General features: G+C 63.0%; 13 protein-coding genes. 10 read left to right on the forward strand and 3 right to left on the reverse strand.

Annotated features, from left to right (window positions below; all coding sequences use genetic code 11):
• Positions 1 to 11: 11 nt before the first annotated feature.
• The 3 genes from ACPYOJ_RS18560 to ACPYOJ_RS18570 form a co-directional block, all read right to left on the reverse strand.
• Positions 12 to 1,229, reverse strand: a complete 1,218-nt coding sequence (locus ACPYOJ_RS18560; RefSeq protein ID WP_481417566.1) for an adenylate/guanylate cyclase domain-containing protein — start codon at positions 1,227 to 1,229, stop codon at positions 12 to 14.
• A 10-nt stretch (positions 1,230 to 1,239) separates the two neighbouring features.
• Positions 1,240 to 2,856, reverse strand: a complete 1,617-nt coding sequence (locus tag ACPYOJ_RS18565; RefSeq protein ID WP_481417567.1) for an MDR family MFS transporter — start codon at positions 2,854 to 2,856, stop codon at positions 1,240 to 1,242.
• 99 nt (positions 2,857 to 2,955) lie between these two features.
• A complete protein-coding gene (locus tag ACPYOJ_RS18570) occupies positions 2,956 to 4,131 on the reverse strand; it encodes an HlyD family secretion protein (protein WP_481417568.1) in 1,176 nt (391 codons plus the stop codon).
• Positions 4,132 to 4,267: 136 nt separating this feature from the next.
• Here ACPYOJ_RS18570 and ACPYOJ_RS18575 point away from each other — a divergent pair, with 136 nt between their 5' ends.
• The 10 genes from ACPYOJ_RS18575 to ACPYOJ_RS18620 all read left to right on the forward strand — a co-directional run bounded on the left by ACPYOJ_RS18575 (position 4,268) and on the right by ACPYOJ_RS18620 (position 15,493).
• Positions 4,268 to 5,170 carry a LysR family transcriptional regulator gene (locus ACPYOJ_RS18575; RefSeq protein ID WP_481417569.1) on the forward strand — a complete coding sequence of 301 codons (903 nt, stop codon included), beginning with the start codon at positions 4,268 to 4,270 and terminating at the stop codon, positions 5,168 to 5,170.
• A gap of 232 nt (positions 5,171 to 5,402) precedes the next feature.
• Positions 5,403 to 7,046 carry an arylsulfatase gene (locus ACPYOJ_RS18580; protein ID WP_481417570.1) on the forward strand — a complete coding sequence of 548 codons (1,644 nt, stop codon included), beginning with the start codon at positions 5,403 to 5,405 and terminating at the stop codon, positions 7,044 to 7,046.
• A gap of 68 nt (positions 7,047 to 7,114) precedes the next feature.
• Entirely contained in the window at positions 7,115 to 8,092 is a 978-nt protein-coding gene (locus ACPYOJ_RS18585) for an AAA family ATPase (protein ID WP_481417571.1), read from the forward strand.
• The gene (locus ACPYOJ_RS18590) at positions 8,089 to 9,039 is read left to right on the forward strand and encodes a DUF58 domain-containing protein (protein WP_481417572.1); all 951 of its coding nucleotides are present in this window, start codon (positions 8,089 to 8,091) and stop codon (positions 9,037 to 9,039) included. The genes ACPYOJ_RS18585 and ACPYOJ_RS18590 overlap by 4 nt, the downstream gene beginning before the upstream one ends.
• Positions 9,039 to 9,560, forward strand: coding sequence for a DUF4381 domain-containing protein (locus ACPYOJ_RS18595; RefSeq protein WP_481417573.1), 522 nt, complete (start codon positions 9,039 to 9,041; stop codon positions 9,558 to 9,560). Before ACPYOJ_RS18590 ends, ACPYOJ_RS18595 begins: the two co-directional genes overlap by 1 nt.
• The gene (locus ACPYOJ_RS18600) at positions 9,547 to 10,536 is read left to right on the forward strand and encodes a vWA domain-containing protein (protein ID WP_481417574.1); all 990 of its coding nucleotides are present in this window, start codon (positions 9,547 to 9,549) and stop codon (positions 10,534 to 10,536) included. The genes ACPYOJ_RS18595 and ACPYOJ_RS18600 overlap by 14 nt, the downstream gene beginning before the upstream one ends.
• Positions 10,533 to 12,086 (forward strand): VWA domain-containing protein, encoded by a 1,554-nt coding sequence (locus ACPYOJ_RS18605; RefSeq protein ID WP_481417575.1) that lies wholly within the window; start codon positions 10,533 to 10,535, stop codon positions 12,084 to 12,086. Before ACPYOJ_RS18600 ends, ACPYOJ_RS18605 begins: the two co-directional genes overlap by 4 nt.
• Positions 12,083 to 13,372, forward strand: coding sequence for a BatD family protein (locus tag ACPYOJ_RS18610; RefSeq protein ID WP_481417576.1), 1,290 nt, complete (start codon positions 12,083 to 12,085; stop codon positions 13,370 to 13,372). Before ACPYOJ_RS18605 ends, ACPYOJ_RS18610 begins: the two co-directional genes overlap by 4 nt.
• Before the next feature lie 113 nt (positions 13,373 to 13,485).
• Positions 13,486 to 14,451: a formylglycine-generating enzyme family protein gene (locus ACPYOJ_RS18615; RefSeq protein ID WP_481417577.1), complete on the forward strand. Its 966-nt coding sequence runs from the start codon at positions 13,486 to 13,488 to the stop codon at positions 14,449 to 14,451.
• Positions 14,452 to 14,542: 91 nt separating this feature from the next.
• Complete coding sequence (locus ACPYOJ_RS18620; protein WP_481417578.1) at positions 14,543 to 15,493, forward strand: HAD family hydrolase; 951 nt, start codon at positions 14,543 to 14,545, stop codon at positions 15,491 to 15,493.
• The last annotated feature ends 244 nt before the right edge of the window (positions 15,494 to 15,737 follow it).

Raw genomic sequence — 15,737 nt, forward strand, 5'->3', positions numbered from 1 at the left:
CCGGCACCATATTAAGCTGCGTTTCCTCCTCTTTCCGCCAGCGTGAACAGCTCGATCGGATCCTTGAATCCTTTCAGGTGATGGAGCTTGGTGGAGACGATGTTGTTCGTCCCGGCCCGGAGACGGAAGGCATCGGACATCAGGACGGACTTCCCGAGCGCGCTGCAGGCGGTCTGGATTCGGCTGAGGAGGTTGACGTCCGATCCGATGACGGTGAAGTCGAGCCGCCGGCCGGAGCCGATGTTTCCATAGCTGACCTTTCCGTAGTGCAGAGCGACGCTCGCCTCGATGCGGACTCCTCCCAGCTCGAGCTTCGTGAGATCGTCGAGGATCTGGTCGGTGGCCGCCAGGGCCTGCTCGCTCGCCATTGCGGCGTCGGAACTCGGGAAGAACGCGAGCACGGCGTCGCCCATGAACTTCAAGACCTCGCCGCCTTGGCTGGTGATCGCAGGCACCACGATGTCGAAGTAGGCGTTCAGAAGTTCGAGGACCTTTTCATCGGCCAGCCGGTTCGAGAGCTCCGTGAAGCCGCGAAGGTCGCAGAGAAGAAGCGCAGCCTCCATGGTTTCGATCTCGCCCTGGCGAATCCTGCCGGCAAGGATGCGCTGGGCAGTCATGGGGCCGATGTAGGTGTCGAGCAGCGAGAGCTCGGCCTGCCGCAGTACCCTGATCTCGCAGCTGTTGCGAAGCGCGGGAAGAATGCGCTCGATGACGTGGATCTCGGAGAGCGTAAAGCCGGAGGGCCGCTTTGTGGCAAATACCGCGGCGCTCACCGGGCCATCGACGTTGCAGAGCGGGGCGATCACGAGTTGGACAAGTCCCCGCCCCTCGAAGACGTCGATATGCTGCCAGGGCCACATCGGGTCATCGGCATCGACGATCATCGGTTCCCGCGACTCCATCACCTTCCGAAGCGCGCTGGCCGCGAAGGCCATCTTCATGCCATGCTCCCGGTCGTGGATCTCCACGGGCTCGGACGGCGCCCAGGCGACGGTCCGACCAAGGATTTCCGGATGAAGTGTCATCAGGTGGAGGCTCAGCCGGTCGACCGGTAGCCCGATCTGACGCAGCCTACGACCAAGACCGGCAACAAGGCCAGCCTCGTCGACGGAATGGCATTCGTCACCGGAAAGCCATTCCAGAACGGACAGGATGGAGGCGGGATCGACGCTCCGTCCCTTACCGGCCGGATCCCGGTGGGACATGGGCTCCTGAATGATCGTGTTCATGTCCATCTCCTTAGTGAGCGCCAGCGCCGGAGACCTGGCCGGGCTTCTTCAGAAGCAGCGTTGCGACGAGCGCGACGACCAGCCCGACGCCAAGCAGGAAGAACGCGTCGCTGAAGGCCATGACGTTGGCCTGCTTGCGCACGCTCGAAGCTATGGCGACGAGGGCCTTGTGCGTCGCTGTGGCCTGGTCGCTGACGCCGTGGTTCATGAAGTAGGTCGTGAGCCTCGCGACGCGGACGCGGGTTGCCTCCTCGAAGACGCTGACCGAGTTCGTCAGGATGTTCGAGTGGAACTGCTCGCGCTTCGAGAGGAAGGTCTGCAGCGAAGCGATGCCGACGGCGCCGCCGAGGTTGCGCATCATGTTGAAGAGTGCGGAGGCCGAGCCTGCGTTCTCCTGCTCGATGCCTGCCGTGGCGACAGCCGAGAGAGGTGCGAAGACAAGCGCCTGTCCGACGGCGCGAATGACATTCGGCCAGAACAGCTGGTCGCTCCCATAGTCGCCGGTCATATAGACGTTCATGAAGTTCGAGGCTGCGAAGAGCGCAAAGCCCACAGCAATGAGCAACCGGACATCGATGAGCTTCATCAGCCGCGGCACCAAAGGAATGAGCACGAGCTGCGGGATGCCGGTCCAGGCGAGAACCATGCCGATCTGTTCGGAATTGTAGCCCTGAATACGCGACAGGTAGATCGGCAGCACGAAGGCCGAGCCGTAGAGCGCGACCCCAAGCAGGACGTTCGCCAAAATGCCGAAGCCGAAGTTGCGCCGGGCAAGCAGGCGGAGGTTCAGCAGCGGATGCGCGGTCTTGAACTCTATAATCAAAAAGAGCGTCAGCGAGACCGCAGCGATAATCGACAGGCGGACGATGAAGTCCGAGCCGAACCAGTCTTCCTTGTTGCCCTCCTCCAGCACCGTCTGCAACGCGGCAAGCCCGATCGCCATGGTGATGATGCCGGGCCAATCGCCTTTAGCCAGGAGACCCAAGTTCATCGGCGCGCGATCGAGTGACGCCCAGAGCATGCCGACCATCAGCAGGCCGGGAACGAGATTGACGTAGAAGATGAACTCCCAGCCGTAGTTCTCCGTGAGATAACCGCCGATGGTGGGGCCGATGGCCGGAGCGAAGGTTGCCGAGAGCGCAAAGAGCGCCAGTCCGATCGGTTGCTTGGGCTTGGGCAGCAGCGTGATGATGATGGTGAACGCCATCGGAATGAGAACGCCGCCGGCGAAGCCCTGGATCGCGCGCAGGACAATCATCTGCTGCAGGTTCGCAGCGAAGGCGCAGGCGACAGAGAAGACCAGAAACAGAATGGCGTTGGCGAGGAGGTAGCTGCGGACCGAGAAGACCCTGGCCAGCCAGCCGCTCAGCGGGATGACCACGATCTCGGCGATGAGGTAGGACGTTGAAATCCACCCGCCGTCGTCCTTGCCGGCGCCGATCGCGCCCTGGATGTCTGCGAGCGATGCGTTGACGATCTGGATGTTGAGGACGGCCATGAACGCGCCAAGCGTAGAGCCGACGACGGCGATCCACATGCGCAATGCGCTCATCTCGGATTTGGCGGGCTGCGCCAGGGGCGCCTGCGGGCGCGGATTGCTATTGGCTGCAATCTCAAGGGTAGCCATGACTTTTCTCCTTCCGGCTGGTCCGGAATCTCTCATGACGCTGGGTGGTCGATAATCGGGAAAGGAACGGAAGGATTATCCGGTGGGGTTGGATAATCCTCACTTCCCTTCCGATAGCTGCGCGGCCTTGGTGTTGACCTCGGGTTCGACGGACATGCCGGAGCGAAGACGGCCGGCGAGGTCCTCGTCGTCGATGACGATCTTGACCGGAATACGCTGGACGATCTTCGTGAAGTTGCCCGTCGCATTGTCCGGAGGCAGCAGCGAGAACTCGAGACCGCTTGCGGGCGAGACGCTGTCGACATGCCCCTTGACTTCGAGGTCAGGGAAGCTGTCGACCTTGATCTCGACCGGCTGACCGGGCTGCACGTAGGTGAGCTGCGTTTCCTTGAAGTTGGCGACAATGTAGACCGAATGCAGCGGGACGATCGCCATCAGCTGCGTGCCGGAGGTTACGAACTGTCCGACGCGGATCGAACGGGCCCCGACGGTGCCATCCACAGCGGCGACGATGTTCGTGTAGGAGAGATTCAGCTCGGCCTGATGGGCGACGGCAAGGGCTCGATCCTTCTGGGCGACGGCCTGGTCGTGCTGCGTCTTGAGCACGGGCACCTTGTTCTGGGCGGCGACGAGGGCGGCCTGGTCGCGTTCGACTGCGGCGGAAGCCTGATCCATCAGCGACTGGCTCTGCTCGGCGCGGGATTGCGTACCAGCGCCATTGGTCGTGAGGCGGGCGTTTCTGGCAGCATCGGATTTTGCAAAAACCAGCGAGGCCTGGGAGGCGTCGAGCGAGGCCTTCGCCTGACCGATGACCGACTGCTGCAGGTCGACCTGGGCGTCGATGTTCGTGATCGCTGCCTCCGCTGCCTTCACGTCGGCCTTTGCCTGGTTGAGGGCGGCCTGGAAGTCGCGGTCGTCGATCCGGGCGAGCACCTGCCCGGCCTTTACGACGTCATTGTCGCTGACGAGGACGTCCTTGATGTAGCCGGCAACCTTCGGAGCGACAGTCGTATAGTCCGCCTTCACGTAGGCGTCATCGGTGGATTCGATAAAGCGGCCGACGGTCCAGTAGTGGTGGCCGAAATGGACGCCGTAGGCAGCACCTGCGAGAAGAACGGCCAGAAGCACACCCTTCTTGACGCCGCCCTTCCGCGACTTGGCAGTCGCCGGCGGTGCGGGGACCGGCTTCTGCTCGGGCACGGATGGGATGTCTTTGATCTTCGTGTCGGCTTCGGCGGAAGTCTCGAACACCTCCTTGCGGGGCAGCTCAACCATTTCAATTCTCCTGCGGTTTCGCGCAACGAGCGCGGGCTTGCTTGAATGGCGCGAAGATGCCGCGCTATTCATCGATTGATAATCCGCGTATATCGGTAAGGATCATACGCTGAGAGCGGATAATCAGGAGGCAGGCATGGACCGGCTGACAAGTCTTTCGGTCTTCGGAAAGGTCGTTGAATGCGGCGGTTTCAGCGCGGCGGCGCGCCGCCTGAACATGTCGGTGACGATGGTCGCCACGCACGTGCAGTCATTGGAAGAGAGGCTGGGCGTCAGACTTCTGAACCGGACCACGCGCAAGGTCAGCCTGACGGAGACGGGCAAGTTCTACTACGACCGGTCCGCCCAGATCCTTGCCGATCTCGAGGAGGCCGACCGCGCCGCAGGAGCGCTGACCACGACGCCGCGCGGAGTTCTCAAGCTCCATTCAACAACCGCAGTCGTACCCTTCCTTCTGCCTGTCATCGACGAGTTCCTCGAGCTCTATCCTTCCGTCTCACTCAACATGATCACCGGCGAGCGGATGATCGACATGATCGAAGATGGATATGACCTTGCCATCCGCCCGGTTCCCTCGCCCGACTCCAGCCTGATCGCCAGAAAGCTCACGCCATGGAGGCACTTGCTCGTGTGCTCGCCTTCCTACCTCGAAGCACACAAGGCGCCGGAAACTCCCGCCGATCTTGCCGGTCACGACTGCCTTCAATACACGTACTATCCGTACGGCGACGAATGGACCTTCGAGACTGAAACGGGCGACCGGACCCAGGTGAAGATCAACGGCTCGGTCGTCTCGAACAGCGCCGAGACACTGAGATATCTGGCCATCAGCGGGCGCGCGGTCTGGCTCGCCCCGAGCTTCGTCGTATCGGAAGACCTGGCCGAAGGCCGGCTCGTCCGCCTGCTCCCCGGCTACCGCGGCGTGGAATTCGTGATCAACGCCGTGTACCCGAACAGAAGCCACCTGCCGACAAAGGTCCGTCTGTTCATCGATCTGCTCGCCGAACGGTTCGTCGAACATCGGAAGTGGATGACCTAAGCCAATGCGGCGAGGATCCGGGATCGAAGCCGCCAACCGAATAGGAGGCAAGGATTTACGGCAGGATTTACGGCATGCAACGTCAGCGTTTACTGTAACGTACTTCCGCTAAGGCACTTTAAGGAGAAGTCTCTCCGGGTCGAATGACGACGATCCAGTTCAGGCATGGCCGTACCCTGCCGGATATAAGGGAGAGCGTAATGTTGGACGACCTGAAAGCCGGGAGGACGTGATGGGCACGAAACTCTCCGGAAGACTTCTCACCGCAACGGCCGCCGTCGCCATGGCGCTGGCATCGACAACATTCCTCACGGCGGCAAGGGCCCAGCAGCCGGCACCCGCAGCGCCAGCGCCCGCCGCCGAACCCGCAGCGCCTCAGGACACGTCAAAGCCGAACATCCTCGTCATCTTCGGCGACGACGTCGGCCAGACGAACATCAGCGCCTATTCGTTCGGCGTGATGGGCTACCGCACGCCGAATATCGATCGTATCGCCAAGGAAGGCATGATGTTCACGGATTATTATGCCGAGAACTCCTGCACGGCTGGGCGTTCCACCTTCATCACCGGCCAGGTCTGCCTGCGCACCGGCCTCTGCAAGGTCGGCATCCCAGGAGCCACGGTGGGTCTCCAACCGCGTGACATCACCATCGCCCAGGCCCTCAAGCCGCTTGGCTATGCGACGGGCCAGTTCGGCAAGAACCATCTCGGCGACCGCGACGAGTTCCTGCCGACCAATCACGGCTTCGACGAATTCTTCGGCAACCTCTACCACCTGAATGCCGAGGAGGAGCCGGAACGGCCTTACTATCCCAAAGACGATCAGGAATTCGTGCGTACGAATTCACCGCGCGGCGTCCTGAAAGCGTCAGCAGACGGCAAGATCGAAGATACCGGCGCGCTCAACACGAAGCGCATGGAGACGATCGACGACGAGACGACTGCAGCGGCGATCGACTTCATGGACCGGCAGGTGAAGGCAGGCAAGCCCTTCTTCACCTGGATGAACACGACCCGCATGCATGCCTTCACGCATGTACGGGAATCGATGAAGGACCAGAGCGGGATGCCGGGCAACGAGTATGCCGATGGCATGGTCGAGCATGACGGCGACGTCGGCAAGCTGCTGAAAAGCCTCGACGATCTTGGTATCGCCGACAACACAATTGTGGTCTACACCACCGACAACGGTCCAAACCAGTGGTCATGGCCGGATGCCGCGACCACATCGTTCCGCAGCGAGAAGGACACCAATTGGGAAGGCGCGTTCCGCGTTCCGGCAATGGTTCGCTGGCCAGGACACATCAAGGCCGGCGAGGTCTCGAACCAGATGATGTCCGGACTGGACTGGTTCCCGACCTTGCTTGCAGCCGCAGGCGATCCCGACATCAAGGACAAGCTCGTGAAAGGCTCGACGATCGGCGGCAACCAGTTCAAGGTCCATCTCGACGGCTATAACCAACTCCCGTATCTGACGGGCCAGGATAGCAAGTCGTCGCGTGATGAATTCTATTACTTCAACGACGACGGCGAGCTTGTCGCTTACCGCTACGGCAACTGGAAGATCGTCTTCTGCGAGCAGCGGGAGCCGGGCGGTTTCGTGGTGTGGGCCAACCCCTTCGTCTGCCTGCGCGCGCCGAAGGTCTTCAACTTGAGGATGGACCCCTACGAGCGAGCTGACGTGGTATCCGACCAGTACTACGACTGGCTGGCCAAGAACGCCTACCTCCTTCAGTACGGTGTCTGGCGGGTGGCCCCGTTCCTTCAGACTTTCCGCGACTATCCGCCGAGCCAACGCCCGGCAAGCTTCAGCGTTGACCAGATGGTCGAGGCGCTGATGCGGTCGCTGGACCAGAGCCCGGCCGCGGCGCGCTAACGCGCGGTATCGACAAAGCGGGCGCGGTCGGTCGCCGCGCCCGCCATCCGTAATTCCACGGAGCACACATGACGGCACGTGATGATATCCTCGCCCTCGGCGAGCGCATCGGCCAGTCCATCATCGGCCAGGAAACCATGGTCGAACGGCTGCTGCTCGGGCTCCTGGCCAACGGCCATCTGCTCGTCGAAGGCTTGCCCGGCCTTGCCAAGACGCGCGCGATCAAGAGCCTTGCGAAGAACCTCGATTCCGAGCTCTCGCGCGTCCAGTTCACGCCGGACCTGCTGCCGGCCGACATCACCGGTTCGGAAGTCTACTTTTCCGAAGGCGGAAAAGGCGAGTTCAAGTTCCAGCAGGGCCCGATCTTCGCCAATCTCATTCTCGCCGACGAGATCAACCGCGCGCCCGCCAAGGTGCAATCCGCCTTGCTGGAAGCGATGGAGGAGCGGCAGGTCACGGTCGGCGGCAAGAGCTACCCGCTGCCCGATCTTTTCATGGTGATGGCGACACAGAACCCGATCGAGCAGGAAGGCACCTATCCGTTGCCCGAAGCGCAGCTCGATCGCTTCCTGATGCATGTCGAGGTCGGCTATCCCGACGAGAAATCGGAGGCCGCGATCATGCGGCTCAATCGCGACGAAGAGAACGCCGCCCATGGCGGCGCCAAGCCTGCTCCCGTAGAACGCCTCAATCCACGGGCCGTCTTCGATGCCCGCAAGGAGATCGGCAGTGTGACGGTTTCCGACCCGGTGGAGAAATACATCGTCGCCCTTGTCTTTGCGACGCGCTATCCGGACCGTTACGACAAGGACCTCGCGAAGCTGCTGCAGGTCGGCGTCAGCCCGCGCGGCGTCATCGGCCTCGACAAGGTCTCGCGCGCCTATGCCTGGCTGAAGGGCCGCGACTACGTGACGCCGGATGACGTGAAGGCGATCGTCAACGACGTATTCCGGCACCGGCTGATCCTCTCCTATGACGCCCATGCCTCGAACACGAGCGCCGACAAGGTCATCGACCGCATCACCGAACTGGTGGCTGTCTCATGACCGGGGCAAAGGTCAGCGGCGGTGTTTATGTGACGACTGAACAGCTCGTGGCTCTCGAAGCCCGCGCCCGCGACCTGAGCTTCGTCCAGAAGGCCCGCAGCCATCAGCAGCTTGCAGGGCGCATGCAATCGTCCCTGCGCGGCCGTGGCCTCATATTCGAGGAGCTGCGTGAATATCTGCCGGGCGACGACATCCGCTCGATCGACTGGCGCGTGACGGCCCGCACCAGCAGGCCGGTCGTCCGCGCCTACGGCGAGGAGAAGGAGCGCCCGGCAATCCTCGTCGTCGATCAGCGGATCAACATGTTCTTCGGCAGCCGCCGGTCGATGAAATCCGTCACCGCGGCCGAGGCGGCCGTGCTCTGCGCCTGGCGCATTCTCGGTTCCGGCGACCGGGTCGGCGGCTTCGTCTTCGGCGATGGCGGCACCGATGAGGTCAAGCCGCACCGCAGCCGCAATGCCGTCATCGCGCTCGCCAACAGAATTGCGGAAAAGAATGCGCAGCTCTCCGCCACCTATGCCGTCACACCCTCGCCCGCGGCACTGGACGACGCGCTGCATAAGGTCGCCAGCATCGCCCATCACGACCATCTGGTGATCGTCGTCAGTGATTTCGACGGCTATGGCGAGACCACGCGAAATCTCCTGCTCAGGCTTTCCGGCCGTAACGATGTCATCTGCCTGCTTGTCTACGATCCCTTTCTGCTGGAACCGCCGACGAGCGGCGAGATCGTCGTCAGTGGCGGCACACTGCAGGCGGAGCTTGCGCTCGGACGAAGTTCCGTTCGCGGCTCCGTCGATGCGTTTGCCCGCAACCGCGGCAGGGACCTGCGCGCCTGGCAGAAGGATCTCGGCCTTCCGATGCTGCCGGTATCGGCAGCGGAGGAAACCGCGCCCCAGCTTCGTCGCCTCCTCGAGCAATCGGCCTGGCGGCAACGGAGGCACTGATGGAGCCCAACCCCAAGCTCGACCCGATAACGGAAACCGCACTGCGCTCGCTGCACGACATCGCGGTTCCGCCGCCGGTTTCGTGGATGCCGCAGACCTGGGGGTGGGCGGCACTCGCGGCAATCCTTCTCGTGGCCCTGCTCGCCTGGGCTTTCCTCGCGCTGAGACGCTACCGCCGCAATGCCTATCGCCGGGAGGCGCTACGCCTGCTCGACGCCGTCGCTGGCGATATCCGTAGTCCCATGACGCGCAAACGCGGCCTTCAAGGCCTTGCCGAGGTGCTGAAACGGACGGCGCTTGCCGTCTGGCCTCGGGAGCGGGTGGCGTCGCTGGCCGGCCCGCATTGGAACGAATTCCTGGATGGCTCCGCAGAGGCAGGCGAAGGCCATGCATTGGAGCGGTTGTTCGACGACTTCGAGTATCGTGACGAAGGGTCCCTCGCAGCCCTTCCGCCGAGCGTGGGCGACGATCTCCTGCTCGGCGCCCGCCGCTGGATCGAGAAGCACCATGTACCAATTTGACCTCCCATGGCTGCTCCTTCTCTTGCCGGCGCCGCTGCTTGTCTGGTGGCTGCTGCCGCCTCACCGGGAAACCTCCGCCTCCATCCGCCTGCCGTTCTTCGAACTCGTCGCAAAGGCAGCAGGCATGAGTCCGACCGAAGGCTCGGTTGTTCCTCGCCGCTCCTGGCCGCAGGCGATCGTCGAGGGCCTCGCCTGGTGCCTGGTCGTCTTGGCGCTCGCCCGCCCCCAGTTCGTCGAGCCGCCGATCGAAAAGACGGAGCCGCAACGCGACATCTTGCTGGCGCTCGACCTGTCGCAGTCGATGGACACCAAGGACTTTCGCGCGCCCGGCGGGACGCTCGAGCCACGCGTTGACGCCGTCCGGCAGGTCGTCTCCGATTTCATCGTCAAACGGACAGGAGACCGGATCGGACTGATCGCCTTCGGCGATGCACCCTACCCTCTGGCGCCCTTCACCATGGATCACGAGCTCGTCCGCACCATGGTCGACGGCCTGCTTCCGGGCATCGCCGGCCCGAGGACTTCGCTCGGAGATTCCCTCGGATTGGCCATTCGGATGTTCGACAAGACAACCGTTCCGGAAAAAGTGCTGATCGTCCTCACCGATGGCAACGACACCGCAAGCAAGATGCCGCCGCTGAAGGCTGCCGAGGTCGCCAAGGCAAAAAGCATCGTGATCCACACCGTCGGCATCGGGGATCCTGCCGCCACGGGCGAGGACAAGCTCGATACGACGACGCTGCAGAAAATCGCCGCCGGCACCGGCGGACGATACTTCTTCGGCGGCGACCAAGATCAACTGGCTGCCATCTACGCGGAACTCGACACCATCACGCCGGAGGACCAGAAGAACCTTTCCTGGCGGCCACGGACCGAACTCTTCCATTGGCCGCTCGCTGCAGCGGTGGCCTTGCTGGCGGGTTGGTATTGCGTCGCTGGAGCGATCGGCCTCGTTCGACGGAGGGCTGTCGCATGATCGCCGACTTCCATTTCCTCCGCCCCTGGTGGCTTCTCGCGCTCATCGTGCCGCCGATGATTGTCTGGCTCGCCGCGCACTCGGGAGACATCCGAAGCCGATGGAAAGGCATGCTCGCGCCGCACCTGCTCGACAGCCTCGTCATCGAGCCGGATCGGCGCAATCAGCTGAAACCGGCCTGGATGATCGCCGCGCTCATGGCATTGGCCGTCCTCGGAGTGGCCGGGCCAACCTGGCAGCGCGAAGCCCCACCCTTCGTCTCGGACACAGCCTCCCTCGTCATCGCCGTCGACCTCTCGCCGACTATGGACGCCGTGGACATCAGTCCGAGCCGCATCGAACGTGCGAAGCTGAAGATCCATGACATTCTGGCGGCCCGTGATGGAGCGCGCACGGCCGTGGTCGCCTATTCGGGAACCGCTCATCTCGTCGTGCCGCTCACAGAGGACGAAGCGCTCGTCCAAACCTACACCGATGCGCTGGCGACCGGCATCATGCCCAAGCCCGGCAAGGACACCGCGGCTGCTCTGAGGCTTGCGGATAGCCTCCTGAAGGCGGATGGCTCCTCGGGCACGATCCTTCTCATGACCGACGGTGTCGAAGAGGCGGCCAACGCTTCGGCCAAAGAGATCGGCAGCGGCATCCTCGTCCTCGGCGTCGGCACCGCGGAAGGCGGGCTCGTCAAGCAGGCGGACGGCGGCTTCCTGACCGGCGCCGGGGGAGACAGGGTCGCCTCGAAGCTCGATCTCGATGGCCTGAAGCAGTTCGGAAGCGAGACGGGAGCCGGCGTCGCAACCATCACCGACGACGATTCCGATGTCCGATGGATAGCCCAGCACGTGCGAAGGAATTTCGCCCAGCAGGCGGCGAAGGAGGGCGATCGCTGGCGGGATCTCGGATGGTGGCTCCTTATACCGGTGGCATTGCTGCTTGGGCTTTCATTCCGCCGCGGATGGGTTGTGAAGGTCGCGGTGCTGCTGGCCTGCGCAAGGCTCCTCTCCCCGCCGCCCGCCGAGGCTGCGAGCCTCGTGGACATGTGGCTGACGCCCGACCAGCAAGGCCGCCTCGCCTTCGAGCGCGGAGACTTCGCGTCAGCTTCGATGCATTTCAAGGACCCGATGTGGAAAGGCGTCGCCCTGTACCGGGCCGGCCGGTTCCAGGATGCGGTCGATTCCTTGGCCAATGTCGACACCGCCGAAAGCTGGTTCGATCAGGGCAATGCCCTCCTCCACCTCGGAAAGTTCGAAGAAGCCGGCGCCGCCTACGGCAAGGCGCTGGAAAAGCGAAACGGCTGGCCGGAGGCAGAGGCAAATCTCGGTATTGCCGAGCAGCTGCTGAAGCAGCAGCAAGAGGAGGACGAGGAGCAGCAGCAGGACCCGAACCAGAAGCCGGACAGCGTCCAGTTCGACGACAAGGGCAAGCAAGGCAAGGCGGGGCAGGTCAACGTTGCCGAGCAGACATCGGAGATGTGGATGAAGAACATCCAGGTGAGCCCCGCTGACCTGATGACGCGGAAGTTCGCGCTTGAGGATCGGAAGGCGACGCCATGAGACTGGCCTTTCTACTATTCCTTCTCCTGACGCCGCTGCAGGCGCTGGCGGCAGAACCCTTCGCGCAGGCGACGGTCGACGACGGCGGCGACATTGTTCCCGGACGGCAGGTGTATGTCACGGTGGATGTCTTCGCGCCGGACTTCTTCACGTCGCCTCCGCAGTTTCCGCTGTTTGATCTTCCGAACGCACTCGTTACGCTTCCGGACGAACGCGCGCAGAACCTCCTCCAGACCGTGGACGGCGTCCAATATTCCGGTATCCGGAGACGTTACGCGGTCGTGCCCCAAATGCCCGGCCGCTACGTCGTCCCGCCAATCGAAATGGAACTCGGCTACTCGGTCGATGGCAAGCCCGCCCGCGGCGTCGTCACAGCGCCGTCGGTCTCCTTCGTGGTACAGGGAAGCCCCGGCATGCAGGAGCGGGTCGCCTTCGCCGCACGCAAACTGACCATAGAACAGACGTTCGACCGCGATCCGGCGTCGCTGAAGGCGGGAGACGCCCTCGTCCGGACGATCACGATCACCGCTGAGGACACTCAAGCCATGATGATTCCTGCCGTGCGAGGCGGAACGGTGGCTGGACTCCACGAATATGTGAAGCAGCCCAAGATCGAAGACGGCATCGCCATCGGACGGGAGATGGCCAGCCGACGGATCGAGACCCTCGTATACACGGCCGAAGCGGTCGGAAGCTATTCGCTTCCGGAGATCGATTACGACTGGTTCGATGTCGACAACCATCGGGAGGATACGGCCTCCCTTCCCGCCGTCCCGGTCACCGTAGCACCGGCACCGATACGCCAGACCATCACACCGGACGCGGGCACGCAGGACGAAGGCCGCCCCGCGCACGTCGACAGGCAGAGGCTGGCGATAGGCATACTTTCGCTGCTCGCAGCTGCGGCGCTCGTGTGGCTCGGCCGGCGGCTGGGGCCTCTCTTGGCCGAACGCGTTCGCTGGCTTCGCCAGCGATACCGCGCCTCCCATGCCTTCCGCCTGCGCCAACTCAGGAAGACGATCGGGTCGGCCGACGAGATGGCCGTCTATGCCGGACTGCAGGACTGGAGCCGCGACCAGGGATACCGCTCGCTGGAAGACTGGGCGAACGATGGGCCGAGAGATCTCCGGCTGCAGGTGGATCTCCTCTCCCGGAGCCTGTTCCGATCCGAAGATTCCAAGGTCGATCGGCACGTTCTGCAGAAATCCATAGATTTCCGAAGGGCCGGATCCGTCATGAATTCCGAGATCCTGCCGCCGTTGAATCCGTCCGGTCAGCAGCGGTAATCTACCCTCATTTACGTTCCTGCTTGCGTAAACGACGCCCGCATTTACTGTAACGTACTTCCGCCCCTTCCCTTCACGCGCGATGCTGGCAGCATCTTGAACCGGAGGCGACGATGGCTTCGGCATTCGACGACGTTCCAACCTCGGGCGCTGCACCAGACGGCATGGTCTGGATTCCCGGCGGCACCTTCACGATGGGCTCGGATCGGCACTATCCGGAGGAGGCGCCTGCCCATCCGGTCACCGTCGACGGGTTCTGGATCGACGAAACGCCGGTGACGAACCGCAAATTCATGGAGTTCGTCAAGGCCACCGGCCACGTCACAATGGCCGAAAAGGCGCCGGACGCCAAGGACTATCCGGGCGCCCTTCCCGAGATGCTGCGCGCGGGCTCCCTGCTCTTCGTCCAGCCGAAAGGCGTCAGCGGACCGGACATTTCGCAGTGGTGGACCTTCAAGTTCGGCGCGAACTGGCGCCGACCGCTCGGGGGGTTGAGCGACCTGCGCGGCAAGCTCGACCATCCGGTCATCCACATCGCCTGGTCGGACGCCAGGGCTTACGCCGATTGGGCCGGGCTCGACCTGCCGACGGAAGCTGAATGGGAGTTTGCCGCCCGCGGCGGGCTCGAAGACACCGAGTTTGCCTGGGGCGAGGAGATGACGCCCGGTGGCAAGATCATGGCCAATACCTGGCAAGGTACCTTCCCGACCTACTCGACGAAGCCGAAGGGCCATGAGCGCACGTCGCCGGTGCGGTCGTTTCCGCCAAACGGCTACGGGCTCTACGACATGATCGGCAACGTCTGGGAATGGACCGGCGACTACTGGAGCACGCGGCATCGCGAACCCGCCGCTAAGGCCTGCTGCATTCCGAAGAACCCGCGCGGCGGCGATGCCGAGGCGAGCTACGATCCCAACCAGCCGGCGATCCGGATTCCGCGGCGAGTACTCAAGGGCGGCTCGCATCTCTGTGCCCCGAACTACTGCCGCCGCTACCGCCCCGCCGCCCGCCATGCCGAACCCGAAGACACGTCAACGAGCCATGTCGGCTTCCGCTGTGTGAAAAGAATGCCGCGATAACGAAACAAATGATTTGGGGAGAAACACGATGAGAAGCTCCTATAGAGACGTCGACACGATCCTCGCCTCTTTCATCGTCGCTTTCGTGCTGATGGTGATCGGCGCCCTGCCGGCGCTGGCGCAAGAGCCGCTGCCCTCGTGGAACGACACGGCAGCCAAGAGCCGCATCATGGACTTCGTCAAGGCAACCGTGACCGAAGGCGGCGAACGCTACGTCGCATTCGAAGATCGGATCGCCGTCTTCGACAATGACGGCACGCTCTGGACGGAGCAGCCCTACTACATCCAGCTCGGTTTCATCCTCGACCGCGTGAAGACGCTCGCCCCTGAGCACCCGGAATGGAAGACGAAGGAGCCCTTCAAGAGCGTTCTCGAGGGCGATCTGAAGGGCCTCGCCAAGGGCGGAGAAATGGGCATCGTCGAACTCGGCATGGCCACGCATGCCGGCATGACGACGGATCATTTCAACACGATCGTCACCGACTGGTTCACGACTGCGAAGCATCCGGAGACCGGCAAGCTCTACACCGAGATGACCTACCTTCCGATGCGGGAGCTCCTGGACTATCTGCGCGCCAACGGCTTCAAGACCTACATCGTGTCGGGCGGCGGCGTCGAATTCATGCGGCCGGTCACCGAGAAGCTCTACGGTATCCCGCCGGAACAGGTCGTCGGCAGCACCATCACGACCGAATTTGCGATCGTCGACGACGTACCGGTGCTGAACCGGCTGCCGAAGATCGACTTCGTCGACGACGGTCCCGGCAAGCCGGTGGGTATCAACAAGTTCATCGGCCGCAAGCCCATCTTCGTCGCCGGAAATTCGGACGGCGACTACGAGATGCTACGCTGGGCGGCAGCAGCAAAACCACCAGGATTTGCGATGATCGTCCATCACACCGACGGCGTCCGCGAATACGCCTATGACCGCCAATCGTCGTTCGGCAAGCTCGACAAGGCGTTGGACGAGGCGGAACTCCGGAATTGGCTGGTGGTCGACATGAAGAACGATTGGAAGAAGATCTTTGCTTTCAACCAATGACTTGCATCAGAACGCTTGCCGGAGCCCCGGCAGATCAGCGAACCGATGGACCTTTGCGGCGACACGTTTCGAAGCCGCCGCAAAGTTGAACGTCGATTAAAAGCGGAACACGGCGCCCAGGATCGGACCGTGCTCGATGACATCTTGGGTCAGGCTGTCGTTGCTGTAGTTCACACCGAGCGCGCGATATCCGATGAACGCAGAGAGCCATTCTTCCCATTTGTAGCCCACGCCCCCCATCACG

It is taken from the genome of Rhizobium sp. SVR5-9E (genome assembly GCF_056755095.1).